The organism is Nocardia sp. NPDC059195 (assembly GCF_042754695.1).
Classification (GTDB): domain Bacteria; phylum Actinomycetota; class Actinomycetes; order Mycobacteriales; family Mycobacteriaceae; genus Nocardia.
Genome location: NZ_JBHZBG010000014.1, coordinates 34,846 through 58,875 on the forward strand (window position 1 = coordinate 34,846; position 24,030 = coordinate 58,875).

The 24,030-nt window shown below is 66.6% G+C and carries 19 protein-coding genes and 1 pseudogene; 11 read left to right on the plus strand and 9 right to left on the minus strand.

Annotation, left to right across the window (positions count from 1 at the left end):
- Window position 1: 1 nt before the first annotated feature.
- Window positions 2-1,420: a YhgE/Pip domain-containing protein gene (locus tag ACFXKN_RS19240; RefSeq protein ID WP_379433514.1), complete on the minus strand. Its 1,419-nt coding sequence runs from the start codon at window positions 1,418-1,420 to the stop codon at window positions 2-4.
- A 145-nt stretch (window positions 1,421-1,565) separates the two neighbouring features.
- Here ACFXKN_RS19240 and purF point away from each other — a divergent pair, with 145 nt between their 5' ends.
- The 6 genes from purF to purM all read left to right on the plus strand — a co-directional run bounded on the left by purF (window position 1,566) and on the right by purM (window position 9,901).
- Window positions 1,566-3,146, plus strand: coding sequence for an amidophosphoribosyltransferase (gene purF / locus ACFXKN_RS19245; RefSeq protein WP_378967130.1), 1,581 nt, complete (start codon window positions 1,566-1,568; stop codon window positions 3,144-3,146).
- A gap of 262 nt (window positions 3,147-3,408) precedes the next feature.
- Complete coding sequence (locus tag ACFXKN_RS19250) at window positions 3,409-5,016, plus strand: ABC transporter substrate-binding protein (RefSeq protein ID WP_378967139.1); 1,608 nt, start codon at window positions 3,409-3,411, stop codon at window positions 5,014-5,016.
- A 68-nt stretch (window positions 5,017-5,084) separates the two neighbouring features.
- Window positions 5,085-6,125, plus strand: coding sequence for an ABC transporter permease (locus ACFXKN_RS19255; RefSeq protein ID WP_379433560.1), 1,041 nt, complete (start codon window positions 5,085-5,087; stop codon window positions 6,123-6,125).
- Window positions 6,126-7,076, plus strand: coding sequence for an ABC transporter permease (locus ACFXKN_RS19260; protein ID WP_379433515.1), 951 nt, complete (start codon window positions 6,126-6,128; stop codon window positions 7,074-7,076).
- Entirely contained in the window at window positions 7,069-8,733 is a 1,665-nt protein-coding gene (locus ACFXKN_RS19265; RefSeq protein ID WP_379433516.1) for an ABC transporter ATP-binding protein, read from the plus strand. The genes ACFXKN_RS19260 and ACFXKN_RS19265 overlap by 8 nt, the downstream gene beginning before the upstream one ends.
- A gap of 88 nt (window positions 8,734-8,821) precedes the next feature.
- Entirely contained in the window at window positions 8,822-9,901 is a 1,080-nt protein-coding gene (gene purM, locus ACFXKN_RS19270; protein ID WP_378967163.1) for a phosphoribosylformylglycinamidine cyclo-ligase, read from the plus strand.
- A 287-nt stretch (window positions 9,902-10,188) separates the two neighbouring features.
- Here the strand turns inward: purM and ACFXKN_RS19275 are convergent, their stop codons facing one another.
- From ACFXKN_RS19275 to ACFXKN_RS19290, 4 genes are all read right to left on the minus strand, one after another.
- Complete coding sequence (locus tag ACFXKN_RS19275; RefSeq protein ID WP_378967168.1) at window positions 10,189-10,416, minus strand: DUF3073 domain-containing protein; 228 nt, start codon at window positions 10,414-10,416, stop codon at window positions 10,189-10,191.
- 175 nt (window positions 10,417-10,591) lie between these two features.
- Entirely contained in the window at window positions 10,592-11,542 is a 951-nt protein-coding gene (locus ACFXKN_RS19280; RefSeq protein WP_379433517.1) for an asparaginase, read from the minus strand.
- 79 nt (window positions 11,543-11,621) lie between these two features.
- Complete coding sequence (locus ACFXKN_RS19285) at window positions 11,622-12,290, minus strand: MOSC domain-containing protein (RefSeq protein ID WP_379433518.1); 669 nt, start codon at window positions 12,288-12,290, stop codon at window positions 11,622-11,624.
- A gap of 11 nt (window positions 12,291-12,301) precedes the next feature.
- A complete protein-coding gene (locus ACFXKN_RS19290; RefSeq protein WP_379433519.1) occupies window positions 12,302-13,405 on the minus strand; it encodes a YgfZ/GcvT domain-containing protein in 1,104 nt (367 codons plus the stop codon).
- A 122-nt stretch (window positions 13,406-13,527) separates the two neighbouring features.
- On the opposite strand from ACFXKN_RS19290, the gene ACFXKN_RS19295 reads away from it, so the two are divergent.
- The 5 genes from ACFXKN_RS19295 (at window position 13,528) to ACFXKN_RS19315 (ending at window position 20,822) form a co-directional block, all read left to right on the plus strand.
- Complete coding sequence (locus tag ACFXKN_RS19295; protein ID WP_379433520.1) at window positions 13,528-14,433, plus strand: aminodeoxychorismate lyase; 906 nt, start codon at window positions 13,528-13,530, stop codon at window positions 14,431-14,433.
- A gap of 135 nt (window positions 14,434-14,568) precedes the next feature.
- Complete coding sequence (locus ACFXKN_RS19300; protein ID WP_379433521.1) at window positions 14,569-16,023, plus strand: cytochrome ubiquinol oxidase subunit I; 1,455 nt, start codon at window positions 14,569-14,571, stop codon at window positions 16,021-16,023.
- A 9-nt stretch (window positions 16,024-16,032) separates the two neighbouring features.
- Complete coding sequence (gene cydB, locus ACFXKN_RS19305) at window positions 16,033-17,061, plus strand: cytochrome d ubiquinol oxidase subunit II (protein ID WP_379433522.1); 1,029 nt, start codon at window positions 16,033-16,035, stop codon at window positions 17,059-17,061.
- A 102-nt stretch (window positions 17,062-17,163) separates the two neighbouring features.
- Window positions 17,164-19,104 (plus strand): thiol reductant ABC exporter subunit CydD, encoded by a 1,941-nt coding sequence (gene cydD, locus ACFXKN_RS19310; RefSeq protein ID WP_379433523.1) that lies wholly within the window; start codon window positions 17,164-17,166, stop codon window positions 19,102-19,104.
- 131 nt (window positions 19,105-19,235) lie between these two features.
- The gene (locus tag ACFXKN_RS19315) at window positions 19,236-20,822 is read left to right on the plus strand and encodes an ATP-binding cassette domain-containing protein (protein WP_379433524.1); all 1,587 of its coding nucleotides are present in this window, start codon (window positions 19,236-19,238) and stop codon (window positions 20,820-20,822) included.
- 325 nt (window positions 20,823-21,147) lie between these two features.
- Here ACFXKN_RS19315 and ACFXKN_RS19320 read toward each other — a convergent pair whose 3' ends face one another.
- From ACFXKN_RS19320 to ACFXKN_RS19335, 4 genes and pseudogenes are all read right to left on the minus strand, one after another.
- Window positions 21,148-21,840, minus strand: coding sequence for an FABP family protein (locus tag ACFXKN_RS19320; RefSeq protein ID WP_378967258.1), 693 nt, complete (start codon window positions 21,838-21,840; stop codon window positions 21,148-21,150).
- 178 nt (window positions 21,841-22,018) lie between these two features.
- Window positions 22,019-22,324: a DUF1416 domain-containing protein gene (locus tag ACFXKN_RS19325; protein WP_379433525.1), complete on the minus strand. Its 306-nt coding sequence runs from the start codon at window positions 22,322-22,324 to the stop codon at window positions 22,019-22,021.
- Between the two features lie 5 nt (window positions 22,325-22,329).
- The gene (locus tag ACFXKN_RS19330; RefSeq protein WP_379433526.1) at window positions 22,330-23,163 is read right to left on the minus strand and encodes a sulfurtransferase; all 834 of its coding nucleotides are present in this window, start codon (window positions 23,161-23,163) and stop codon (window positions 22,330-22,332) included.
- Between the two features lie 124 nt (window positions 23,164-23,287).
- Window positions 23,288-23,734, minus strand: a pseudogene (locus ACFXKN_RS19335) (DUF4395 domain-containing protein); the annotation flags it as partial.
- Window positions 23,735-24,030: the final 296 nt, after the last annotated feature.

A 24,030-nucleotide genomic window follows, 5' to 3' on the forward strand; every position in this document is an offset into this window, starting at 1 on the left:
CTCAGGCGGCCGCGGTGTGCTTGCGGTGCAGGCCCTTGTAGTCGTAGTAGCGGGTGATGATCGTGCCCAATACGACGGCGATCGCGATGCCGAGCAGCGACATCCAGATGCCGCGATCGAGGCCCGCCGCGTAGCCGGCGTCGAAGTACAGGACCGAGCGGACGCCGAGGAACACCTGGTGCATCGGCTCGAATTCGGCGAGCCACGCGAGGTAGGTCGGCGTCGCCTCGATCGGGACGGTACCGCCCGAGGACGGCAGCCCGAGGATGACGAACAAGGTCAGGTTCACCAGCAGACCCGCGGTGCCGAGGGCGGCCAGCGTCATGAGGGCGGTCCAGCCGACAGCGATCATCGCGAGCACCGAGAACAGAAACAGCGCGAGCGGATTGTCGACCGGCATGCCAACCACCTTCGCCACCAGCAGGAAAACCAGCGAAACAACCACTGAGACCAGCGCGGATACCCCCCATTTGATGAGCAGGGTGCGAAAGCGCGAGATCGGGGTCGGCGGATAGTGCACGGACCAGGGGCCGTACTCGGTGGGCATGAAGCCGAGCTGGGAATCGATCATCGTGTGGATGACCATCGCCCCGACCATGCCTGCCAGTAGCAGCAGTAGCGAGTAGAAGAACGCGGTCAGGCCGATCCCGGTGCCGCTCGGCAGCGGACGGAAGTCCTGCGCCACCACATCGATCGGACTCTCGAGGGTGATCATCGCCGCGCCGGACACCTGCGGCGGCGGTGCGCCCGCCGGTGTCTCGGCCAGGGTGGCCTGTACCTGCTCGGTCAGTTGGATGCCGACCTGCTTGTCGACCTCGGTCAGCGCCTGGTCGCCGATGCGCTGCATGATCCCGACGCCGTAGGCGCCCATGCGCGGATTGGACTGCAGGGTGATGATCGGCCGTTCCATCTCGCCGGGCACGATGCTGCCCGTACCGAGAATGCCCAGGCGTTTGCTGAAATCGCCGGGGATGATGATCGCGCCGTACACCTGCCCGGTGCGCAGCAACTGTTCGGACTCCGATTTTCCGACCACGCGCAGATCCACCTTGTCGGCGGGCACACCGGCGACGAGCGCGTCGGTGACCTGCTTGCCGAAATCGACCTGCTTGCGCTGATCACCCGAGCCCATCACGTCGCCGACATCGGAATTGACCAGCGCGATCGGGAAGTCGTGCAGATTCTTCTCCGGGTCGGCGATATAGCCCAGGTACATCACGCCGAGCAGGGCGGTGAGCACGGTCAGCACCGCAGTGGGCGAGAGCACGATCCGGGCCCAGTGACGCCGATCGATGATCGATGTGGGGAACGTCGCTTCGCGAGCGGGTGCCTGTCCGGAATCAATCGGCTCCGCGTTGGTGTTCTCACTATCCGACCCGGTTTCACCGGCTGCAACGTGTGCACTGTCGTCCGTCGTCACGATCCGCACCGTAACAGCTCCTTGTGGCCGATCGGCCGGTTCGTGACCAGTGGATTGCTGCCAGGATGCGAGCGCGCGTACTACCTGTCGCGAATGACCCGTAGACTGACTAGTGCCCCCAGCCCGCCCGAACAGGGAGCAAACGGTGACCGACGTCGATCCCACGATCGTCCCCACGCCCAACACCCCCGACGAGATCGAACACGACCCTCGCGAGGAGTGTGGCGTCTTCGGCGTCTGGGCTCCCGACGAAGACGTGGCCAAGCTCACCTACTACGGCCTGTACGCCCTGCAGCATCGCGGGCAGGAGGCGGCCGGAATCGCCGTTTCCGATGGTTCCCAGATCCTGGTCTTCAAGGATCTCGGCCTGGTCTCCCAGGTCTTCGACGAGCAGACTCTCGCGGCCATGCCCGGGCATATCGCCGTCGGACACTGTCGCTACTCCACCACCGGTGGCGTCACCTGGGAGAACGCGCAGCCGATCTTCCGCACCACCTCCGTCGGCTCCGGCCTGGCGCTGGGCCACAACGGCAACCTGGTGAACACCGCCGAATTGGCCGGTCGCGCACGCGAACTCGGCCTGATCGGCGCCGGTGTGATCGACGGTCGCCCGCAGATGACCGGTGCCACCTCCGACTCCGACATCGTCACCGCGCTGCTGGCGCACGCGTCGGCGGACTCCAGCATCGAGGCCGCCGCGATGGAGCTGCTGCCGCAGCTGCGCGGCGCGTTCTGCCTCACCTTCATGGACGAGCACACCCTCTACGCCGCGCGTGACCCGCACGGCGTGCGCCCGCTGGTGCTGGGCCGGCTCGATCGCGGCTGGGTGGTCGCGTCCGAGACCGCCGCGCTCGACATCGTCGGCGCCGCGTTCGTCCGCGAGATCGAGCCCGGCGAGCTGCTGGCCATCGACTCCGACGGTGTGCGCTCCATGCGCTTCGCCAATCCCGAGCCCAAGGGTTGCGTCTTCGAGTACGTGTACCTGGCGCGTCCCGACACCACGATCGCCGGTCGCTCGGTGCACTCCACCCGCGTGGAGATCGGCCGCAAGCTGGCCAAGGAGCATCCGGTCGACGCCGACCTGGTGATCCCGGTGCCCGAGTCGGGTACGCCCGCCGCGGTCGGTTACGCCCAGGGCTCCGGCATTCCGTACGGCCAGGGCCTGATGAAGAACGCCTACGTGGGCCGCACCTTCATTCAGCCCAGCCAGACGATCCGTCAGCTGGGTATCCGGCTCAAGCTCAACCCGTTGAAGGAAGTGATCCGCGGCAAGCGGCTGATCGTCGTCGACGACTCCATCGTGCGCGGCAACACCCAGCGCGCGCTGATCCGCATGCTGCGTGAGGCGGGTGCGCTCGAGATCCACGTGCGCATCGCGTCGCCGCCGGTGAAGTGGCCCTGCTTCTACGGCATCGACTTCGCCTCGCGCGCGGAGCTGATCGCCAACGGCACCGGTGCCGACGACAGCTATGCCGACATGGTCGAGAACGTGCGCCGCTCCATCGGCGCCGACACCCTCGGCTACGTCTCCACCGAGGGCATGATCGCCGCCACCGAACAGCCGCGCTCGCGACTGTGCACCGCCTGCTTCACCGGCGACTACCCGATCGAACTGCCGCCGGAGGCCGCTATCGGCAAGAACGTGCTCGAGGGGATGCTCTCGGGCAAGGCCGAGTCGAAGCTGTTGGGCGAGAACGCAAACGTGGACGCGCTCAGTCGTCCATAGCGCACGCCGACGCTACACCGCACCAGAGGGGCCGGACAGGATAAACCTGATCGGCCCCTTTTGTGTTGTGTACGAGAGTAATTCCGGTGACCGGCAATTTCGTAAGATTAGTTCATAACATGGCGGCAGTAATTCGGACCATTTGAAACTGGCCGGTAATGGTTCACCTGTACGGTCCCTCGATATATCGCTAGCTCACCATGTAGTCGTCGCTCCTGTGATCCGGGTGCGACGGCTGCGCGGCGTTCGAGAATGGGACCTGATGTTGAACAAGGCACGAAGTACGCGCGCGAAACAAATTGCCGCGGTGGGTATTACCGTCGCTGTCGCCGCCGCGCTGGCCGGTTGTGGCTCTGGCCGCACCGATGAAGCGGGCTCCGGTGCGGGCCTGGTCGTCGGCACCACCGACAAGATCTTCTCGCTCGATCCCGCCGCGGCGTACGACAACGGTTCGCTGCTGGTGGAGAACCAGATCTATTCGTATCTGCTGAACTTCGCGCCGGGCGATACCACGCCCAAGCCCGATGCGGCGGAAAAGTGCGAATTCACCACGCCGACGGTCTATACCTGCAAGATCAAATCCGGGCTGAAATTCGCCAACGGCAACCCGTTGACCGCCAAGAGCGTGAAGTTCTCCTTCGACCGGATGATCAAGATCAACGACCCGCACGGTCCGGCCTCGCTGCTCGGCAATCTCGACAAGACCGACATGATCGACGATCTCACCGTCGCGTTCACACTCAAGGTCGCCAACGATCAGACCTTCCCGACGATCCTGCCGACTCAGGCGGGCCCGATCGTGGACGAGAAGGTTTTCCCAGCCGACAAGGTCGCCACCGACGACGAGGTCGTCGCCGCCAAGGGTTACTCCGGCCCGTACACGATCTCGAGCTACGACAAGAACAAGCTGGTCGAATACCAGGCCAACCCCGACTACCAGGGCATCCTCGGCACGCCGAAGAACACCACGGTGTCGACCAAGTACTACGCCACCTCCGACAACCTGAAGCTGGACCTGCAGAACGGCGCCATCGACGTCGGCTACCGCTCGTTCACCCCCACCGATATCGACTCCCTGCGAGCCGATTCCAAGGTGAAGGTCACCGACGGCCCCGGCGGCGAGCTGCGCTACGTCGTGTTCAACATGAACACCATGCCGGGCGACACGCCGGCGCAGAAGCTGGCCGTGCGCAAGGCATTCGCGTCGTCGGTCGACCGCGAGGCGCTGGCCGCCGGCGTCTACAAGGGCACCTACCAGCCCGCCTTCGGCTACGTGCCCGCCGGCATGGCCGGTTCGGCCGAGCCGCTCAAGGATCTCTACGGCGCCAAGCCGGACAAGGTCGCGGCCGCGAAGTTCCTCGCCGACGCGGGCGTCGCCACCCCGGTGACGCTGAACCTGCAGTACAACCCCGACCACTACGGCTCCAGCTCCTCGGAGGAATACGCGGCGGTCAAGTCCCAGCTCGAGGCCTCCGGCCTGTTCAAGGTGAACCTGCAGTCCACCGAGTGGGTGACCTACCAGAAGGAGCGCGCCTCCGACGGTTACCCGATGTACCAGTTCGGCTGGTTCCCGGACTTCCCGGACGCCGACAACTACCTGACGCCGTTCTTCGGCCCGAACAACTTCCTGCAGTCGCACTTCGAGAACCCCGGCATCAACGCTCAACTGACCGCCGAGGCAACCGAATCCGACCCGACGAAGCGGACCGAGCTCCTGAAGAAGATCCAGACGGATCTGGCGCAGAACTTCCTGCCGACCCTGCCGCTGCTCTCGGGTAAGCAGGTGGCGGTGTCGAAGCCGGGCGTCTCCGGTGTCGATCAGACCCTCGACGGCTCCTTCAAGTTCCGCTTCACGGTGCTGAGCAAGTAAGCGACGCGCAAGTGAGTGACGTTGCCGCTGCGCCCGGATCACCGGTCCGGGCGCGGCGTTTCGGGTGGATGCGCGGCGGGGGTTCCCGCCAGGTGGCTTTGCTGCGGTACCTGCTGATTCGGCTGTTGCTGATTCTGCCGACCGCATGGTTGCTGGTGACAGTGGTGTTCTTCCTGATGCGGGTGATCGGTGACCCGATCAGCGCGGCCATGGGTGGTCGACTGACCCAGGATCAGATCGAGGAACGCAAGGAAGCCGCAGGGCTCAATCGCCCTATCCTGACGCAATATTGGGAGTACATCACCGGCTTTCTGCACGGTGACTTCGGCCGGACGCAGGACAATCAAGAGATCGCCGACGTGGTGATCACCTACGGTGCCGCCACCTTCGAACTCGTCTTCTGGGGTCTGCTCGTCGCGTTCGCCGTCGGCATCCCGCTGGGCAGATACGCGGCGACGCACCGGGATACGGCGGCGGACGCGTTCCTGCGGTTCTCCGCGGTGCTCGCCTACGCGGCGCCGGTGTTCTTCGTCGGCATGCTGTTCAAACTGATCTTCTCGGTGTGGCTGGGCTGGTTCCCGGTCGGCGGGCGGGCCAGCACGGACGTAGAGCTCGCGCTGCGACATGTTTCGCCGAAGACGAACATCCTGATCATCGATTCGATCCTCTACGGCGAACCGTCCTATGTGCTCGACGTGCTCGAACACGCGGTGCTGCCCGCGGTGGCGCTGGGGTTGCTCACCGGCGGCATCTTCCTGCGGCTGGTGCGGGTGAACCTGATCCAGACGCTGCGCAGCGATTTCGTCGAGGCGGCGCGGGCGCGCGGGTTGTCCACGCGGGTGGTCACCGGCAGGCACGCGGTGCGCAACGCGCTGATCCCGATCATCACGGTGATGGGCATGTGCATCGCGATGATGCTCGGCGGCGCGGTGCTCACCGAGACCACGTTCGAATGGAAAGGCCTGGGCTATCAGCTCGCCGAGTATCTGCGGGCACGCGACTTCATCGCGGTGCAGGGCATCGTGGCGTTCATCGCGCTGGTCGTCGCGGTGATGAGCTTCGTCGTCGACGCCATCGTCGCGCTGATCGACCCGAGGGTGAGGTTCTAGATGGCCACCGCTGTGAAACGACGGCGTCTGCCCGGCGCCGAGCTGCTGTCGAAAACTGTTGGACTGCAACGGGTCACCCTCATCACCGGGTTGGTGCTGGTCGCGGTGTTCGTGCTCGTTGCGGCGTTCGCGCCGTTACTCGCGCCCTACGGGCTGGCCCAGAACACCGCTGACGGTGTGGCTTTCGTGCCGCAGCAGGGGCCCTCGGCCGAGCACTGGTTCGGTACCTCGGTGCGGAGCGAGGACGTGCTCTCGCGGGTGCTGTTCGGTGCGCGCACCGCGCTGCTGGTGATCGCGATCTCGGTGACGCTGTCGCTGCTGGTCGGCGTGCCGCTCGGACTGCTGTCGGGGTATGTGGGGCGCTGGGTCGACAAGACGCTGGTGCTGATCATGGACGCCATCTACGCGTTCCCGTCGCTGCTGCTCGCCATCGTGGTGTCGATCGTTGTCGCCGGTGGTACGTCGAGCAGCCTCGGCGGCATGCTGTCGGCGGCCATCGCGATCACGGTTGTCTATGTGCCGCAGTACTTCCGGGTGGTGCGCAACGCGACGGTCGCGGTGAAGACCGAGCCGTATGTGGATGCCGCCCGGGTAACCGGTGCGTCGACGACGCGAATCATGTTCCGGCACATCCTGTCCAACGTCACCGGCTCGCTGCCGGTGATCGTCACCATCAACGCCGCGGATGCCATTCTCACCCTCGCCGCGCTAGGTTTCCTCGGCTTCGGTATCGAGCCGACCCAGGCCGCCGAATGGGGCTACGACCTGAACAAGGCGCTCAACGATGTCTCCAACGGCATCTGGTGGACCTCGATCTTCCCCGGAACCGCGATCGTGCTGGTCGTACTCGGGATGACGCTGGTCGGCGAGAGCCTCGACGAAACGCTGAACCCGCTGCTGCGCACCAGGCGTGCGGTCACCTCGGCAGACAAGGAAACAGTCGATGAGTGAAAAGACTGCCGCACTGGCTGTTTCGGGCCTTTCGGTCACCTTTTCGACCGACAGCGGACCCGTGAACGCGGTGCGCAATGTGTCCTACGAGGTGTTCCCCGGTGAGGTGCTCGCCATCGTCGGCGAGTCCGGGTCGGGCAAGTCGGTGAGTTCGCGCACCGCGATCGGGCTGCTGCCGCATTCGGCTTCGGTGCGCGGGCTGGTCACCATCGGCGATCGGCCGGTCACCTCGATGACCGAACGGCAGCTCACCGCACTGCGCGGTGGCGAGGTGTCGATGGTGTTCCAGGAACCGGCGCGCGCGCTCGACCCGCTGTTCACGGTCGGGTTCCAGATCTGTGAAGCACTGCGCGCACACAGTGGGATGAGCCGAAAAGTGGCCAAGGCCAAGGCGATCGAGCTGCTGCGCACGGTCGGGCTGCCCGACCCGGAGCATCGGGTGGACTACTACCCGCATCAGCTCTCCGGCGGGCAGAAGCAGCGCGTGATGATCGCGATCGCCATCTCGTGTGAGCCGAAGGTGATCATCGCCGACGAGCCGACCACCGCGCTCGATGTCACGGTGCAGGCCGAGATCCTGGAACTGCTGCGCGATCTGCGTGATCGGCTCGGCAGCGCGATCGTGCTGATCACCCACAACATGGGTGTCGTCGCCGACCTGGCCGACCGGGTGGTGGTGATGCGCGCGGGCGAGGTGGTCGAACAGGCGCCGGTGCACGAGCTGTTCGCCAGTCCGAAGGCCGACTACACCAGGGCGCTGCTCGATGCCGTTCCGCACCTCGGCGCGGCGACCATCGAGCGGCCCGCGATCGACCGGTCCGTCGAGCCGGTGCTCGATGTGCGGGATCTGGTCGTCACGTTCCCCGGGCCGTTCGGGCGGCCCGCGTTCCGTGCGGTCGACGGCGTCAGCTTGCAGATCAGGCCGGGGGAGACCCTGGGCCTGGTCGGCGAGTCGGGGTCGGGCAAGTCGACTATCGGGCGCTGTGTGGCCGCGCTGCAGCGGCCGAGCGCGGGGCACGTGCTGATTCGCGGGCAGGACATCGCGGAGCTGTCCCAGCGCACACTGCGGCCGATCCGGCGGCGGTTCGGGTTCGTGTTCCAGGATCCGGCCGGTTCGCTCAATCCGCGCCTGACCGTCGGCGAATGCGTCGCCGAACCCCTGGTCGTGCACGGCACCGGCGACAAGGCGAGCATCCGCGCGAGGGTCAGGCACATGCTCGACGACGTGCAGTTGCCCGCGGGCACCGAGGGCCGGTACCCGCATGAACTGTCCGGTGGGCAGCGTCAGCGGGCGAGTCTGGCGCGGGCGCTCGTGCTCGACCCGGATCTGCTCGTTGCCGACGAGCCGACCAGTGCGCTGGATGTGTCGGTGCAGGCGGCGGTGCTCGAGCTGTTCGCCGATTTGCAGCGTGGTTGCGGTTGGGCGTGTCTGTTCATCAGCCACGACCTCGCCGTCGTCGACCAGCTCGCGGACCGGATCATGGTCCTGCGCGAGGGATCCTGCGTCGAGGAAGGCGACAACGAACAGATCCTGCGCGACCCACAACACGAGTACACCCGCCGCCTCGTTGCCGCCGTTCCGGTCCCCGACCCGGTCGAACAGCGGCGCCGCCGCGCCGAGATCGGCGCCACACTAACCCCCGAACTGGAACAATGACCTAGGAGCCGCACGACACCCGGACTGGCGGATCACTTAGAGTTAGTAGGCATCTATCCGCCGATTCGGTTTGGAGCTTTCCCCCACAATGACTGAACAGACACCCAGCGGTGCAGGCGCTTCCTACGCCGCGGCAGGCGTGAGCATCGAAGCCGGTGACCGCGCCGTCGAATTGTTCGGACCATTGGCCAGGAAGGCCAGCCGACCCGAGGTGCAGGGCGGTATCGGCGGCTTCGCCGGGATGTTCGCGCTCAAGGGCGGCTACCGGGAACCGCTGCTCGCCGCCTCCACCGACGGCGTCGGCACCAAGATCGCCGTCGCCCAGGCACTGGACAAGCACGACACCGTCGGGCTGGATCTGGTCGCCATGGTCGTCGACGACCTGGTGGTCTGTGGCGCCGAGCCGCTGTTCCTGCAGGACTACATCGCCATCGGCAAGGTCATCCCGGAGAAGGTCGCCGAGCTGGTTTCCGGCATCGCCGAGGGGTGCATCAAGGCCGGTTGCGCATTGCTCGGTGGCGAGACCGCCGAGCACCCGGGCCTGATGGATCCCGATGACTACGACCTGTCCGCGACCGGCGTCGGCGTTGTCGAAGCCGATTCGGTGCTCGGTCCCGACCGGGTGCGTCCCGGTGACGTCGTCATCGCGATGGGCTCGTCGGGTCTGCACTCCAACGGCTACAGCCTCGCCCGCAAGGTGCTGCTCGACATCGACCGGATGTCGCTCACCGGCCACGTCGAGGAGTTCGGCCGCACCCTCGGTGAGGAACTGCTCGAGCCGACCCGCATCTACGCCAAGGACTGCCTCGCGCTGATCGCCGAAACCGACGTGCGCACCTTCTCGCACGTCACCGGTGGTGGCCTGGCCGCCAACCTGGCGCGCGTGCTGCCCGCCGGCCTGGTGGCCGAGCTGGATCGTGGCACCTGGAACCCGGCGCCGGTGTTCAAGATGATCGCCCAGCGCGGACGCGTGGAGCGCATCGAGATGGAGAAGACGTTCAACATGGGCGTCGGCATGGTCGCGATCGTGGCGCCCGAGGACGCTGATCGTGCGCTGGCGGTGCTCACCGCCCGCCACATCGACTGCTGGACGCTGGGTCAGGTCAAGAAGGCCGCTGACGTCGAAGCGCCGCGTGCGGTGCTGCTGGGCGACCACCCCAGGTTCTGATCGACGCAATTACCACTGAGCCGGGTCGCGATCGCCGCGACCCGGCTCACGTGCGTTGCGGGGTTTGTTCCGGCCACTGATCGGTTAACCCGTACCGGAGGGATTTTCCTGCCGGCTCGGGGTGGTCGGGGCCTCGAGGCGGCGAACACGACGAGCGTCCTGTGTGTGCACAGGACGCTCGTCGCGTATTCAGGTATTCGCCGTACTGTTACTGCGAGCCTGTCGTCACTCACCTGAGAACGGCTGGAAGGGGGAGGCCGGATGGCCTCCCCCTTCGTCGCTGTTGGTCAGCGGCGCCAGCTGTCGTAGCCGTCGTCCTCGTCGTTTCGACGAGACGACGACTCGTCCGCATCGTGCTCATCGGACAGCACTGCACCACTCCTTGGTTGGGAGTAGAGCGGAGCATCGCTATCCGACAGCTCGCGCTGAAGGCTCGCGAAGTCGGTCGGCGCGGAGCTGTACTTGAGCTCACGTGCGACTTTGGTCTGCTTTGCCTTAGCCCGGCCACGGCCCATGGCTGACCCCCTCGCGTCACTGCGGGGCGGCCTGGGGTTTGTTGGCGGCCCCGTTCGAATTAATACTCTTCCTGACAGACACTTTAGCGTGTGTCAGACCGTCGCGCTCCCATGAGTGGGTGAAGACCTGTCGAAGCGCCCCGGTTTGCCCCTTCTTCGCCCAGACTGCCCGGTCTCAGATGACTCCCGGGATCGCGCGGATCACTCCGACTCTGGCGTCGCCGCCGAACACCGCGGTGGCCGCGAGTTGGGTGTGCTGATCGGTCCACTCGACGCCTAGTTCGCGCAGAATCGCCAGCGTCAGCGGCATCCGGGCCCGATCGTGACCGTCTTCGATCTTGTACGCGAAGGCCCTTCCGTCGGGAAGCGCACCCGCGTGAACGCCGTCGGCGCCGATCTTGCAGAACAGTCCGGGGGTCGCCGACATGGCCAGAAGATCCGGGCCGCTCGTGCCGGAAATCACTCGTGGATTCGCCCGAACGGCGTCGGCGATCCGGCGCGGCGCGGTGCCGGACTCGGCCGTGGTGAAGCCGGCGAAGGCGCGCGCGAGGTTGACCAGCGAGACGGGCACGATCGGCAGGCCGCAGCCGTCGATACCCAGATCGGTCTCCGGTTCGCCGGTGACGTCGGCGACGGTGGCCAGGACCGCTTGCTGGAGCGGGTGCTCGATCTCGAGGTATCCGGTGCGCGGCCAGTCGTTGATCGCGCAGGTCGCCAGCATCGCGGCGTGTTTGCCGGAGCAGTTCATGTACAGCCGGCTGGCGCCTTCGCCGGTGATCGCGGCGGCGCGGGCGTTTTCCTCGAAGGGCAGGTCGGGTGGGCAGGCGAGGTCTTCGGCGGTGTGGCCGAAGCGGTCGAGCAGGCGACGGACGAGGGCGATGTGGTCGGGTTCGCCGAAGTGGGAGGCGGTGGCGATGGCGAGTTCGTCGTCGTCGACGGGGTCGAAACCGTTGCGCAGCAGGGCCAGTGCCTGCATCGGCTTGTTGGTGGAGCGCGGAAAGATCGGGCCGTGGATCTCGCCGAGTTCGAGGGTGGGGGTGCCGAATGCGTCGAGGATCACCACGGATCCGCGGTGCACGCACTCACGAAAACCGGAACGGACGACCTCGACCAATTCGACACTCATTCGCTGACCTCCGCAATGAAGTGAGTTGTCGTCTCCGGGAGGATCATCCCGCTGACCTCCGTGGTGACCTGCGGATCGTTCATCCCCTGACCTCCACCGTGACGCCGGTGCGGGTTCGGGTGTGGCGGTCGATCTGCATGTGGACGTCGGCGGAGATCGTCGGTTCTTCCGCGCGCAGGCGTTCGAGGCGGGCGGGGTCGGCGCCGGTGAACAGATCGCGCACGGTGATGCCGTGCTCGGGGACGTGGACCACGCGGACTTCGTCGCCCGCGCCGATCGTGCCCTCGGTGCGCACCCGGAAGTAAGCGCCGGTGTCGGATCGCAGGGCGAAGCGTTTCACCCAGCGCGGTTCGCCGGACCACTGCTGGAAGGTCGCGCAGGGCACGCGGGGCGCGCTCACCTCGAGGAGGGTGTCGCCGATCGCCCAGTGCGCGCCGAGCACCGCGTCGCTGACCGGGAGGCCGGTCAGGCGCAGGTTCTCGCCGAACCAGCCCGCGGGCAGTTCACGGTCGAGTTCACCGGCCCAGCGGCGGGCGTCCTCCTCGGCGTAGGCGTAGACGGCCTGGTCGATGCCGCCGTGGTTGGCGGTGTCGCAGACGTGGTCACCGGCCAGGCCGAGTGCGGCCACGGCTACGCGGCCATCGACAGGACGCTTGTCGATGGCGGTGCGGCCGACGCGCGTGCGGACCTCGATCTCGGCGTGTACGACACACACGGCCTCGACGCGGCCGGTATCGCCCACGCGCATGACCGGACGGTTCATCGCCCGCGCAACCGGTTGACGGCGGCGCGCCCCGCCTGCTCGGTGTCGTCGGCGGGGATCGAGTCGGGGTCGATGGCGGCGGCCATGCTGCCGACCACGAGTTCGGTGCCGGCGGGAACCGAACGCTTGACCAGGGCCAGGGCGATCGGGCCGAGTTCGTAGTGGTCGATGACGGTGCCGAGGCGGCCGACGGTGCGCCCACCCGCGGTCACGTCGTCACCGGTCGACGGGCGCTCGTCGGCCGAGCCGTCGAGGTGCAGGAGCACCAGATTGCGTGGGGGCTTGCCGAGGTTGTGGACCCGGGCGACGGTTTCCTGCCCGCGGTAGCACCCCTTGTTCAGGTGGACGGCCCCGTGCTCGTCGATGCCGCCGATCCAGCGGGTCTCATGCGGGATCGTGCGTTCGTCGGTGTCGACGCCGACGCGGGGCCTCAGTGCGGCCACTCGCAGCGCCTCGTAGGCCCACATGCCCGCCGGGGCGGCCCCGGCCTGGGTGAGCCTGGTCCACCATGCCGAGAGCTCGGGCCGGGGGACGATCAAGTCGAAGGAGTCCGGCATCCGCCGCAGGAAGCCGCCACCGGGCAGCGCCGCGGCGGCATAGGTCTCGGGCAGCGCTGCAATGCCGAGGGTGTCGAGCAGCGTGTCCACTCGCGGGCCCAGCAGGCTCAGCACGGCGTGATCGGGGGCGGCTTCGGGTTTGGCGTCGGCCCAGAACACCATCTTCTTCAGAAAGGCGAGCAACTCGGCGCCGCGGTCGGCCTCGGTATCGAGCCAGAGGGTGCCGTCGAGGTCGGTGAGGACGAAGTGATGGAGGACGCGGCCGTTGAGATCGAGGTCGAGCGTTTCGGCGCTGTGCGCGTCGGGCAGCGCGGCGATGTGCTGGCTGGTGATGGTGTGCAGCCAGGTCAGGCGCTCGGCGCCGGTGATTATCGCGACGCTGCGATGGGAGCGATCCACGACCGCGACCCGCTCCGCGGCGGCCTTCTGCTCTCCGAACGGGTCACCGTAATGCCAGGCGACCGCGGCGTCCGGAGTGTCGGGAGCACCCGCGACGGCACCCGGCGTATGGAGAACAGGACTGGGGACGACGACCTGTGACACGACACCCACTGTAGGCGCGTCTGCCGACGCGCGCTGAACCTGGTAGTCCTCACGGCGCGCGTCGCGAGCTCGATTCGATCCAGCCGTAGGCATAACAGAGCGATAACGCCTACGCTCGGCACATGGGAGATCGGGTTCTTGTGACACTCGACGGGACGGTCGCTGACGCGAACGTGCCGTCGCTTTATGCCGACGACATCGGCGCACTTCGCGGCGATGGAGTATTCGAAACTATTTTGGTGCGCGGCGGCACGGCTACCGCGCTGGAATTTCACCTGGCGCGGCTGCGTCGTTCGGCGCAGGCGCTGGAACTGCCGGAGCCGGGTCTGTCGAGATGGCGCACCGCGGTGGAACTGGCCGTGAAGGAATGGGGATCGGAAGAGGAAGGAATGTTGCGGCTGATCTACACCCGCGGTCGCGACTCGGAATTCGACGCGCCGCGCTCGGAACTGGCGCCGGAGGACCCGCAGCCCACCGCGTATGTGCTCGTCTCCCCGGTGCCCGCGCGGGTCGCGACGGCGCGCGCGGAGGGCGTGAAGGTGATGTCGCTGGCGCGCGGCATCTCGGTCGACCTCGCGCAGGCGGCGCCGTGGCAGCTGCTCGGCGCGAAGACGCTGTCGTACGCGACCAATATGGCCGCGCTGCGGTTCGCGCGGCGGATGGGCGCCGAGGACGTGATCTTCCACAGCACCGAACACAAGGTGCTGGAGGGGCCGCGCTCGTCGGTGGTGATCGCACGCGGCAAGGAACTCATCACCGTGCCCGCGAAAAGCGGTGTGCTGCCCGGTGTCACGCAGCGGGCGCTGTTCAACGTGGCGGAGAAGTCCGGCTGGTCGTGCAAGTACCAGACACTGTTCACCGCAGACCTTTTCGACTGTGACAGCATCTGGCTGCTGTCGAGCATCACCCTCGCCGCGCGCGTGAACCAGCTCGACGGTGTGCGCATGTCGGCGCCCGACAATGCCCAGGAGATCATCGACATGGTCGACCTCGGCATCGAACGGCCGGGGACCATCGGAGACTGGTGACCCGTGCGTGGGGCACGGGTGGGCGTGCCCCTGCGGAAAGGGTTTCCGCGCGCCGTGGCGGTTGTCACGCTCGAGCGGGGTGAATCCGGGCGTACGATCTACTACAAGTCGTCGTAGTAGATCGGTGGAGGTCGGATGGACACCCTTGATGTCTCCCGGTGGCAGTTCGGGATCACGACCGTCTACCACTTTCTGTTCGTTCCGCTGACCATCGGACTCGCTCCGCTGATCGCGATGATGCAGACCGCGTGGGTGGTCACCGGCGACGAGCGCTGGTACCGGCTGACCAAATTCTTCGGCAAGCTGTTCCTGATCAACTTCGCCCTCGGGGTCGCGACGGGCATCGTGCAGGAATTCCAGTTCGGGATGAACTGGAGCGAATACTCCCGCTTCATCGGCGACGTCTTCGGTGCGCCACTGGCTTTGGAAGCGCTGATCGCCTTCTTCATGGAGTCGACGTTCATCGGATTGTGGATCTTCGGGTGGACCCGGCTGCCGAAGCTGGTGCACTTGGCGACGATCTGGATCGTCGCCATCGGGGTGAACGCGTCGGCCTTCTTCATCGTCGCGGCCAATTCCTTCATGCAGCATCCGGTAGGCGCGCGATACAACCCGGAGACCGAACGCGCTGAGCTGGAAAGCATTTGGGCGCTGCTCACCAACAACACGGCATTGGCCGCGTTTCCGCATGTGGTGGCGGGCGCGTTTCTCACCGCGGGCACCTTCGTGGCGGGCATCGCCGGCTGGTGGATGGTGCGCAACGCACGCAGTGGTGATCCGGTGAAACTCGAAGCGGCGCGGACAATGTGGCGACCGGTCGGGCGCGCCTCGCTGGTAGTGGTCGCGCTCTCCGGTGCCGCACTGATCTTCACCGGTGATATTCAAGCCAAGCTGATGTTCGAACAGCAGCCGATGAAGATGGCATCGGCGGAATCGTTGTGCCACACGGAGACTGATCCCGACTTCTCCGTTCTCACCGTCGGTACGCACAACAATTGCGACAGTGTGATCCACGTACTGAAGGTGCCCTACGTGCTGCCCTACCTCGCCCAGGGTGAGTTCACGGGGGTGACGCTCGACGGTGTGGTCGATCTGCAAAAGACCTACAACGTCGCGTACGGACCCGGTGACTATCGGCCCAACCTGTTCGTCACCTACTGGTCCTTCCGCGCCATGATCGGGCTGGCAGGTGGGTCGGTGCTGCTGCTGTTGGCCGGATTCTGGGTGACGCGCGGTGGCCGGGTGCCGAATCAGCGATGGTTCTCCTGGCTGAGCCTGCTCGCGATTCCCACGCCGTTCCTTGCCAACGCCGCGGGGTGGGTATTCACCGAGATGGGGCGTCAGCCGTGGGCGGTGGTGCCCAATCCGACCGGTGATCCGAATATTCGAATGACGGTGCAGCAGGCGGTCTCCGAACACGATGTGGGGACCGTGCTGTTCTCGCTGGTGGTGTTCACGCTGCTCTACGGCGCGCTCGCGATCGTGTGGTGCTACCTGATGCGACGGTATGTCGTCGCGGGGCCGGACACGCCGGTGCACGCCGAGAGTTCGGCCGACTCGGATACTCCCCAACTTTCCTTCGCGTACTAGGAGCCGACGATGGGTCTGCAACAGTTCTGGTTCGTCTTGATCGGCGTGCTGTTCACCGGCTACTTCGTGCTCGAAGGATTCGACTTCGGCGTCGGCATGCTGATGCCGATTCTCGGTAAGGGCTCCGATACGCGCAGGCGCGTGGTACTCAATACGATCGGGCCGGTCTGGGACGGCAACGAGGTGTGGCTGATCACCGCCGCCGGCGCGCTGTTCGCGGCGTTTCCCGAGTGGTACGCCAGCATGTTCTCGGGGTTCTATCTGGCGCTGCTGCTCCTGCTGGTCGCGTTGATTCTGCGCGTGTGCGCGATCGAATACCGGGGCAAGATCAATGATCCGAAGTGGCGGGCATGGTGCGATGCCGGGATCGGGATCGGATCGTGGATTCCGGCGTTGGCTTGGGGATGGATGTTCGCGAATATGGTGCGTGGCGTGCCGTTGAACGCGGACAAGCAGATCGTCGGGTCGGTGGGGGATCTGCTCAGCCCGTACGCCTTGCTCGGTGGATTGGCTACCGGTGTGCTGTTCGCGTTGCACGGTGCGGTTTTCCTGGTGCTCAAGACCGCGGGTGAGGTTCGGACCGATGCTGTGCGGATCGTCAGGTCGCTGTTGATTCCCACCGCAGTGGTGGTCGGCGGATTCGGATTGTGGACGCAGCTCGCCTACGGCGCCGGGTGGACCTGGATTGTTCTGGTGACTGCTGTGCTCGGGCTTGTTCTCGCCTCGGTGGCCAATTTCGCGGGCCGTGATGGATGGGCCTTTGTCGGGACGACGCTTACTGTTGTCTCGGCAACGGTGTTGATCGTGGGGTCGATGTTTCCGAATGTGCTGCCCTCGACCATCAGTCCGCTCTACGACCTCACCATCTACAACGCGTCATCGACGCCGTATACGTTGAAGGTGATGAGCTGGGCGGCGCTGATCGCTACGCCGGTGGTGCTGATTTATCAGGGGTGGACCTATTGGGTATTCCGGCAGCGGATTCGCGTCGAACAGATTCCGCCGCCGGTGGGTTTGCCTTTGAGCGGTAAAGGCTGAGCGATGGTGTCGGCCTCGTCCCGGGAAGGTTTTGCTCGCGAAAGGTCGGACGCGGTGGTGTCGGAAAGCTTGTCGCAGGATGGACCGGGACGGGTCGCGTCTATGCCGGCGGTGTCGGCGGACGCGCGGAGCGGCTCGGCGGTTGCGGGGCCGGACGCGGTGGCGCCACCCGGCCCGTCCGGGGAAGGCGGGAAGCGGTCCGGTCGGCGGCCGGTCGATCCACGGTTGTGGCGGTACGCGCGGTCGGCGCGTCCGCATCTGGTGATCGCGGTCGCGCTGGCGCTGGTGATCACGGCGACGATCGTGGTGATCGCCATTGTGCTCGGGCGGGTACTCGCCGGGGTTATCACTGATCCGGCCAAGCGTGAACTCGGTTCGTGGATCACGGAATTGGTTGTACTCGCGATCGCTGTCGGGGTGCGGGGGCTGGCGAGTTGGTGGCAGGCCCGGTTGGCGCATCGAGCCGGCAGCGCGGTCGTCGCGGAGCTCGAGACGGCGGTGCTGCGGGCCGGTGCCGAACTACCGCCGAGGGAACTCGACGCGCGGCGGACCGAGATCGCGGTCGTTGTCGGCAACGGTCTGAGCGGGTTGCGCGGATGGTTCACGGGCTACCTACCCGCGCTGTTGCTGGCGTGTCTGGTGCCGCCGGTGGTGCTGGTGGTCATCGCGTTGCACGATCCGACTTCGGCACTGATCGCGGTGATCACGGTGCCGTTGATCCCGGTATTCATGGTGCTCATCGGGCTCCTCACCCAGGGGCGAGCCGAGGCGACACTCGCCGCGACCACCCGGTTGTCGGACCAGATCCTCGACCTCTTCGCCGGCATGCCCACCTTGCGCGCGCTCGGGCGCGAAGGCGGCGGCGCGCCGAGTATGGCGAATCAGGTGCGGGCGCTGGGTGATTCGCTGCGGCAGCGGACCATGCGCGCGCTGCGGATCGCGTTCCTGTCATCGATGGTGCTGGAAAGCCTCGCGACGCTGAGTGTCGCGTTGATCGCGGTGACGATCGGGCTGCGGCTGGTGTACGGGGAGATGGCGTTGTACGGCGGGCTGGTGGCGCTGATCCTCGCTCCCGAGGTGTACTGGCCGCTGCGGCAGGTGGGGGAGAAGTTCCATGCGGCGCAGGATGGAATGGCGGCCGCTGACCGGGCTTTCGCGGTGCTCGAACCGGTTGTGCAGCCGGGGATCGAATCCACGCGTCCTCGTGCCGGATGGGGCGATGTCGTCGCACCCGGCGCGGAGATAGTGCGCGGGGAGAGAGGGGAATCTGGCCTGCCTGATGTGCAGGCGGGGCGGATGGTGGGGGACGGTTTCACAACGCGTGCAGGTGCCGATGCGGGTGGTGGGCCGGCGCGAATCAGCTTGCGCGGATTGACTGTCGCAGCCAGAGCGGGCACCGCGCCCGATCACCTGTCGGCCGCGCTCGAACCCGGTCTGGTGACCGTCTTGACCGGGCCGAACGGGTGCGGGAAATCGACTACCGTGCAAGTGATTCTGGGGCTGATCGAACCCGATGAAGGTGCCGTCCTGGTCGACGGGATCGATGTTCGCGAACTCGACCCCGATGGCTGGTGGAACCGCATTGCCTGGTTGCCGCAACGCCCGGTGCTGGTTCCTGGGACGTTGCGCGAGAACGTGGAGTTGCTGGGTGCCGCAGCGGACCGGCCCGACTGGGATCTCCAAGCCGTCAGCGCGGCAACAGGATTCGACGCGGTGCTGGCCGAACTCCCGGATGGCTGGAACACCGTCGTCGGTCAGAACGGCACCGGCCTTTCGCTCGGCCAACGCCAGCGCCTCGCCCTGACCCGGGTGCTGGCCGCCCACCGCCCGATCCTGCTCCTCGACGAACCCACCGCCCACCTCGACTCCGAGAGCGAACAACGCGTGCTCGATACCCTGCGCGTCCTCGCCGACCGCGGCGCGACAGTAGTGGTAATCGCCCACCGCCCAACAGTTCTGGCAGCCGCGGACGTAGTCGTCGAGGTGGTCGCGGGCATGGCGGCGTCCGCCGACCGATCCGGTCAGGAGGTTCGGGTCTCGTGAGCATTGTTGGGGATGTTCCTGCGGGTGATCGCCGACCGGATCGGTCGGAAAAGGGCGGCGTTCGCGCTCGACGCGGGCAGGACCGCTCGGAAGGCGGGGGTCTCCTCGGCCTCATTCGGGATGTTCGGGACATGTGGCGGCTGCTCGCGTTGTCGCCCGCGCGGGTGGCTGTGGCGATCGCGTGGGGAGTTGCGGCGCTGGGGAGCGGGCTCGGGTTGGCCGCGCTGGCCGCGTGGTTGATCGCGCGGGCGTGGCAGATGCCGCCGGTGCTCGATCTGAGCGTCGCGGTGGTCTCGGTGCGGGCGCTCGGCATCTCGCGGGGGTTGTGCCGGTACCTGGAGCGACTGGCCACCCACGATGTGGCGCTGCGGGCGATGACTACCGCCCGGACCTCGGTGTATCGCACGCTGGCCCAGTCCGATGTCTGGTGGTGGCGGGATCGGGCAGGCTCGTCGGGTCGGCGTGTCGTGGCGGGCCGGGAGATGCGGCGCGGAGACGTGCTGGTGCGCATCGGTACCGATATCGATGACCTCGGGGCGGTCGTTGTTCGGGTGCTGGTTCCGGTCGCGGTCGCGGTGGTGTTGTCGCTCGCGGCGGTGGGGTTGATCGCGATCATCTCGCCACTCGCCGCGGTGATTCTGGCTGTCGCGCTGGCGGTTTCGGGGATCGTGGCGCCGTGGCTGTCGGCGGTGGCCGCGCGGGCGGCCGAACGCGCGGTGCGGGCCGATCGGGCGGAGTTCACCGCTGAGGCGGTGACCGTGCTCGACCATGCCGCTGAACTGCGCGTCGCGGGTCGCCTCGATGCGGCGCTCGCGGTGGCGGACAAGGCCTCCCATCGTGCGGTGGCCGCGGAGGACTCGGCAGCGTCGCGCAGCGCCTGGGCGGCCGCGGCGACCCCGCTCTCGATCGGGATCAGTGCACTGGGCGCCTTGCTGGTCGGCATCGCCGCCTACGGACCGACCGGCGGACTTCCCGGCGGAATGACCCCGATGGCCCTGACGATCCTCGTCCTGGTGCCCCTCTCCGCCTTCGAAGCAGTCGGTGCGCTCCCGGCCGCCGCGACCACCCTCACCACCGCAAGGGCCGCGCTGCATCGCCTTCGCGACACCTCGGTGAAACCCTCAGCGGCCGCAGACAAGCCGGCCACGATCGCGATGCCTGCGGGGCGGCGGGTGGTCGTCCTCGGCCCGAGTGGGGCGGGAAAGACGACGTTGCTGATGGCCTGGGCCGGGCTGTTCGATACACCTCGGGACGGGGTCACCTTCTTCGCCGAGGACGCGCATCTGTTCGGTACCTCGATTCTGGAGAATCTGCGGGTGGCGCGTGGTGACCTCAGCCTCGATGCGGCCGAAAGCGCTTTGCGCACAGTCGGTCTCGGGCCTTGGCTGGATTCGTTGCCGGACGGTGTGCACACCTCGCTCACCGCCGGTGCGGCCGCGGTATCGGGTGGTCAACGCCGCCGCATCCTGCTGGCCCGCGCCCTCGTCGCCCCCGCGCACACCCTGCTCCTCGACGAGCCGACCGAACACCTGGCCGCAGCCGAAGGCGACCACATTCTGCGCGACCTCTTGGACGCGAACAGCGGCCTCGTCGCCCCCGACCGCACAGTTGTCGTTGTCACCCACCAACTCCCGCCCGGCCACGGAGCCGACACGATCGTCACCGTCGACGCGACCGGCACCTGCCACGTCGAATATCCCCATGCCGCGGCGAACTGATGCATTCACCCAGGTCAGCACCACAATTAATTCGATTGCCGACCGCGCCGGGCGCAGCTAGATTCATCAGTACACAAGAGAGGAGGTGGTCTGAAGAATGTATGTTCATCGGATGCGTGAGGTGGCTGCCCGCTAGCAGCTCCACTGCGGGAGATTCCCCAGCGGTGCGCTGAGCGAATCCCAGGCAGTCACCCGACCCCCGAGCCCCCGGATGATCCAACCGGGACCATCGCGTTCACCGAATGCGATGGAAAGGCTCGGGGGTCGCTCCATTTCACGACGAAAACGGCCCGCCCAGAGCTGGACGGGCCGTTCGCGAAGATTGTCAGCCGATGTAGCGGACCAGCCGCGCCGACAGGCGGGGGACAAGGGCGCCGTCGGGGTCTACTCGTTCTTCCACGTAGGCGAGGTCACCGTTCTCGACGATGCCGTAGAGGCGTTTCGCGCCGCCGACTACCGCGCCCGACGCGCTGCGGATGGAGACGTCGGTCGCGAGCTCCCAGGATGCATGGTTGCGGGCCTTGCCGTAGTACAGCTCGATCACGCCGTTGCTGTGGATGAGCAGGAGTTCGAGCATCTCCTCGGAGCCCTCACCGCCGACCCGCCAGTAGCCGCTCTCGCGCAGGTCCGGGCCGGTGTACTCGCCCTCGGCGTCGAGCTTCCAGGTCTGCGATTCCCAGGCCAGGTAATCGCCACCGTCGTGGGAGACGATGATCTGCTGGCCGAAGTGGTAGCCGCCCTCGGTGGGGTGGTGGCCCTCGCCCTCGCCGCGCCACACGCCGACCATCGGCAGCAGGGCGAGCATGGCGTGGTTCAGATCCGGGCCGAGGCGCAGATTGGCCGTGTCTTCGGGCAGGGGAAGACCAGGCAGGACCGAAATGTTTCGGGCGCCGGTCTCTTTCGCCCGTTCAGCGGCGACATTCACTGCCTCGTCGCCACTACGACGCTCGGCCGGAGCGCCTTGCTCGTTACTCGCTCGCTCGGCCTGTTCGTTACCTTCGCCGGCGAGCCCGCTCATGACTCGGTGAAGAGGCGGTAGAAGACGTAAAGGCCGAACCAGCCGATGAGAATCGACACGGCAACAAGGAGTACCTCGAAGAAGATGACCACAACCGAAGTCTAGCTACCCCTCGCAACAGATACGAAAACGGCCCTGGTAGTTCCCGCACAGGAACTACCAGGGCCGTTGTGAGATCTTACTTCGCGACCGCGACGTCCACGGCGTGGATGCCCGCGCCATCGGGGCTGATCTCGGCGGAGCCGTTGCCCGACGAGGACAGCGCGCGCAGGGTCCACGAACCCGGCGCGGCGAAGAAGCGGAAATCACCGGTGCCCGAGGCGACGACCTCGGCGGTGAAGTCACCGTTGCCGTCGAGCAGACGCACGAAGGCGCCGCCGACGGGCTGGCCGTCGGTGCTCAGGACACGGCCGGTGATGACCGTTTCCTTCTCCACATCGACGCCGGCCGGAATGGCCTGACCCTGGGTAGGTGCTGCACACATATTGATTACGCTCCCAACTCGATAGGCACGCCGACGAGCGAACCGTATTCGGTCCAGCTGCCGTCGTAGTTCTTGACGTTCTGGTGGCCGAGCAGTTCCTGCAGCACGAACCAGGTGTGCGAGGAACGCTCGCCGATACGGCAGTAGGCGATGGTCTCCTTCTCGCCGTCCAGGCCCGCATCCTTGTAGAGCTCGGCGAGCTCGGCATCGGTACGGAAGGTGCCGTCCTCGTTGGCCGCCTTGCTCCACGGCACGTTGATCGCGGTCGGGATGTGGCCGGCCCGCTGGCTCTGCTCCTGCGGCAGGTGCGCGGGAGCGAGGATCTTGCCGGAGAACTCGTCGGGCGAACGCACGTCGACCAGGTTCTTGGCGCCGATGGCCGCGATGACCTCGTCGCGGAAGGCGCGGATGGTCAGGTCGGGCGCGGCGGCCTTGTACTGGGTGGCCGGGCGCGAGACCGCGTCACGCGAGAGCGGACGACCGTCGAGCTCCCACTTCTTGCGGCCGCCGTCGACGAGCTTGACGTCGTTGTGGCCGTACAGCTTGAAGTACCAGTAGGCGTACGCCGCGAACCAGTTGTTGTTGCCGCCGTAGAGCACCACGGTGTCGTCGTTGCTGATGCCACGCGCCGAGAGCAGGTCGGAGAACTGCTCCTGGTTCACGAAGTCACGACGAACGTGATCCTGCAGGTCGTCCTTCCAGTCCAGGCGGATGGCGCCTTCGATGTGGCCACCCTCGTAGGCGGAGGTGTCCTCGTCGACCTCGACGAAGACGACGCCGGGGGCGTTGAGGTTCTCTTCGGCCCAGTCAACGGAGACCAGGACATCGGAGCGAGCCATGTTGTTCCTTTCAGAGATGACGTGCAGGAGGTCAGTTCGGTGCCGGAGCGGCGGAGTTGGCATCAGGCCCGGCGGAGGCAGCCTGCGTAACCACGGAGGGCCGGTCAGTTCGGCCAATGTCTGGAGCTGACCGGCGGAAACGGGCTACCAGCGGATAGATCTGGCAACCCAGGCAGACCCCGAACGCCGCGTTCAAGAACGCCGCGAACAGGGCGAAGCCGGCGAACACCGCGCCGACGATCGAGGAGCCGAGCGCGAAGCCCAGCAGGGAGAGACCGGCGAACACGAAGCCGAGCGCTTGCGCGAAACGCAGCGGCGGCACGGGCTCGGTCTCGGTGGGCGGACCATTACGCGGCGCGACGAACGCGGCGTAGATCCGGCTGTAAGGGTGCTTGACCGGGCCGGCGACCGCGCCGATCGCGAAGACGACGGCCTGCAGGCCGATCAGGATCGCGGCGGCGGTCGAGAAGGCGCTGACGAGGAGCACCAGGATCAGGACGCCGGTGGTTATCCAGGCCACGAAACGTGGCCCGCGTACGTCGACGCGAGGTGGGGAATCGGAAACGGTCATTGTGCGAACTCCTGCGCTTCATATGAGCACTTACAGGGGGATCTACCTGGTCGCCGGGGGATCCAAGAGGATCGCTCACGCGGCGGGCATAGATCGACGTCAGAAATCTCGGGAGAGAAAGGGCCGATCGTTCAGCAGCACAGGCAGCAACAACCACCGAGGCGACACAGGTCAACTGTGCGGCGTCGGGTGAGCATCAGCTCGTGGTCAGTTTGCACGAGAAGTAGTTTACCCGGTCTTCCCGGAGAATGTCTCGGCCCCCCTGAATACGGGGCTAGATCACAGTTTGCGGACGG

Bases quoted from the DNA above. Each gene is read 5' to 3' on its own strand.
- ACFXKN_RS19325 (WP_379433525.1), bottom strand. From the start codon at position 22,324: ATGTGTGCAGCACCTACCCAGGGTCAGGCCATTCCGGCCGGCGTCGAT.
- ACFXKN_RS19315 (WP_379433524.1), top strand. From the start codon at position 19,236: ATGTGGCGGCTGCTCGCGTTGTCGCCCGCGCGGGTGGCTGTGGCGATC.
- ACFXKN_RS19295 (WP_379433520.1), top strand. From the start codon at position 13,528: ATGGGAGATCGGGTTCTTGTGACACTCGACGGGACGGTCGCTGACGCG.
- ACFXKN_RS19320 (WP_378967258.1), bottom strand. From the start codon at position 21,840: ATGAGCGGGCTCGCCGGCGAAGGTAACGAACAGGCCGAGCGAGCGAGT.
- ACFXKN_RS19285 (WP_379433518.1), bottom strand. From the start codon at position 12,290: ATGCGCGTGGGCGATACCGGCCGCGTCGAGGCCGTGTGTGTCGTACAC.
- ACFXKN_RS19260 (WP_379433515.1), top strand. From the start codon at position 6,126: ATGGCCACCGCTGTGAAACGACGGCGTCTGCCCGGCGCCGAGCTGCTG.
- ACFXKN_RS19280 (WP_379433517.1), bottom strand. From the start codon at position 11,542: ATGAGTGTCGAATTGGTCGAGGTCGTCCGTTCCGGTTTTCGTGAGTGC.
- ACFXKN_RS19255 (WP_379433560.1), top strand. From the start codon at position 5,085: ATGCGCGGCGGGGGTTCCCGCCAGGTGGCTTTGCTGCGGTACCTGCTG.
- ACFXKN_RS19275 (WP_378967168.1), bottom strand. From the start codon at position 10,416: ATGGGCCGTGGCCGGGCTAAGGCAAAGCAGACCAAAGTCGCACGTGAG.
- cydD (WP_379433523.1), top strand. From the start codon at position 17,164: ATGCCGGCGGTGTCGGCGGACGCGCGGAGCGGCTCGGCGGTTGCGGGG.
- cydB (WP_379433522.1), top strand. From the start codon at position 16,033: ATGGGTCTGCAACAGTTCTGGTTCGTCTTGATCGGCGTGCTGTTCACC.
- purM (WP_378967163.1), top strand. From the start codon at position 8,822: ATGACTGAACAGACACCCAGCGGTGCAGGCGCTTCCTACGCCGCGGCA.
- ACFXKN_RS19330 (WP_379433526.1), bottom strand. From the start codon at position 23,163: ATGGCTCGCTCCGATGTCCTGGTCTCCGTTGACTGGGCCGAAGAGAAC.
- ACFXKN_RS19300 (WP_379433521.1), top strand. From the start codon at position 14,569: ATGGACACCCTTGATGTCTCCCGGTGGCAGTTCGGGATCACGACCGTC.
- ACFXKN_RS19250 (WP_378967139.1), top strand. From the start codon at position 3,409: ATGTTGAACAAGGCACGAAGTACGCGCGCGAAACAAATTGCCGCGGTG.
- ACFXKN_RS19265 (WP_379433516.1), top strand. From the start codon at position 7,069: ATGAGTGAAAAGACTGCCGCACTGGCTGTTTCGGGCCTTTCGGTCACC.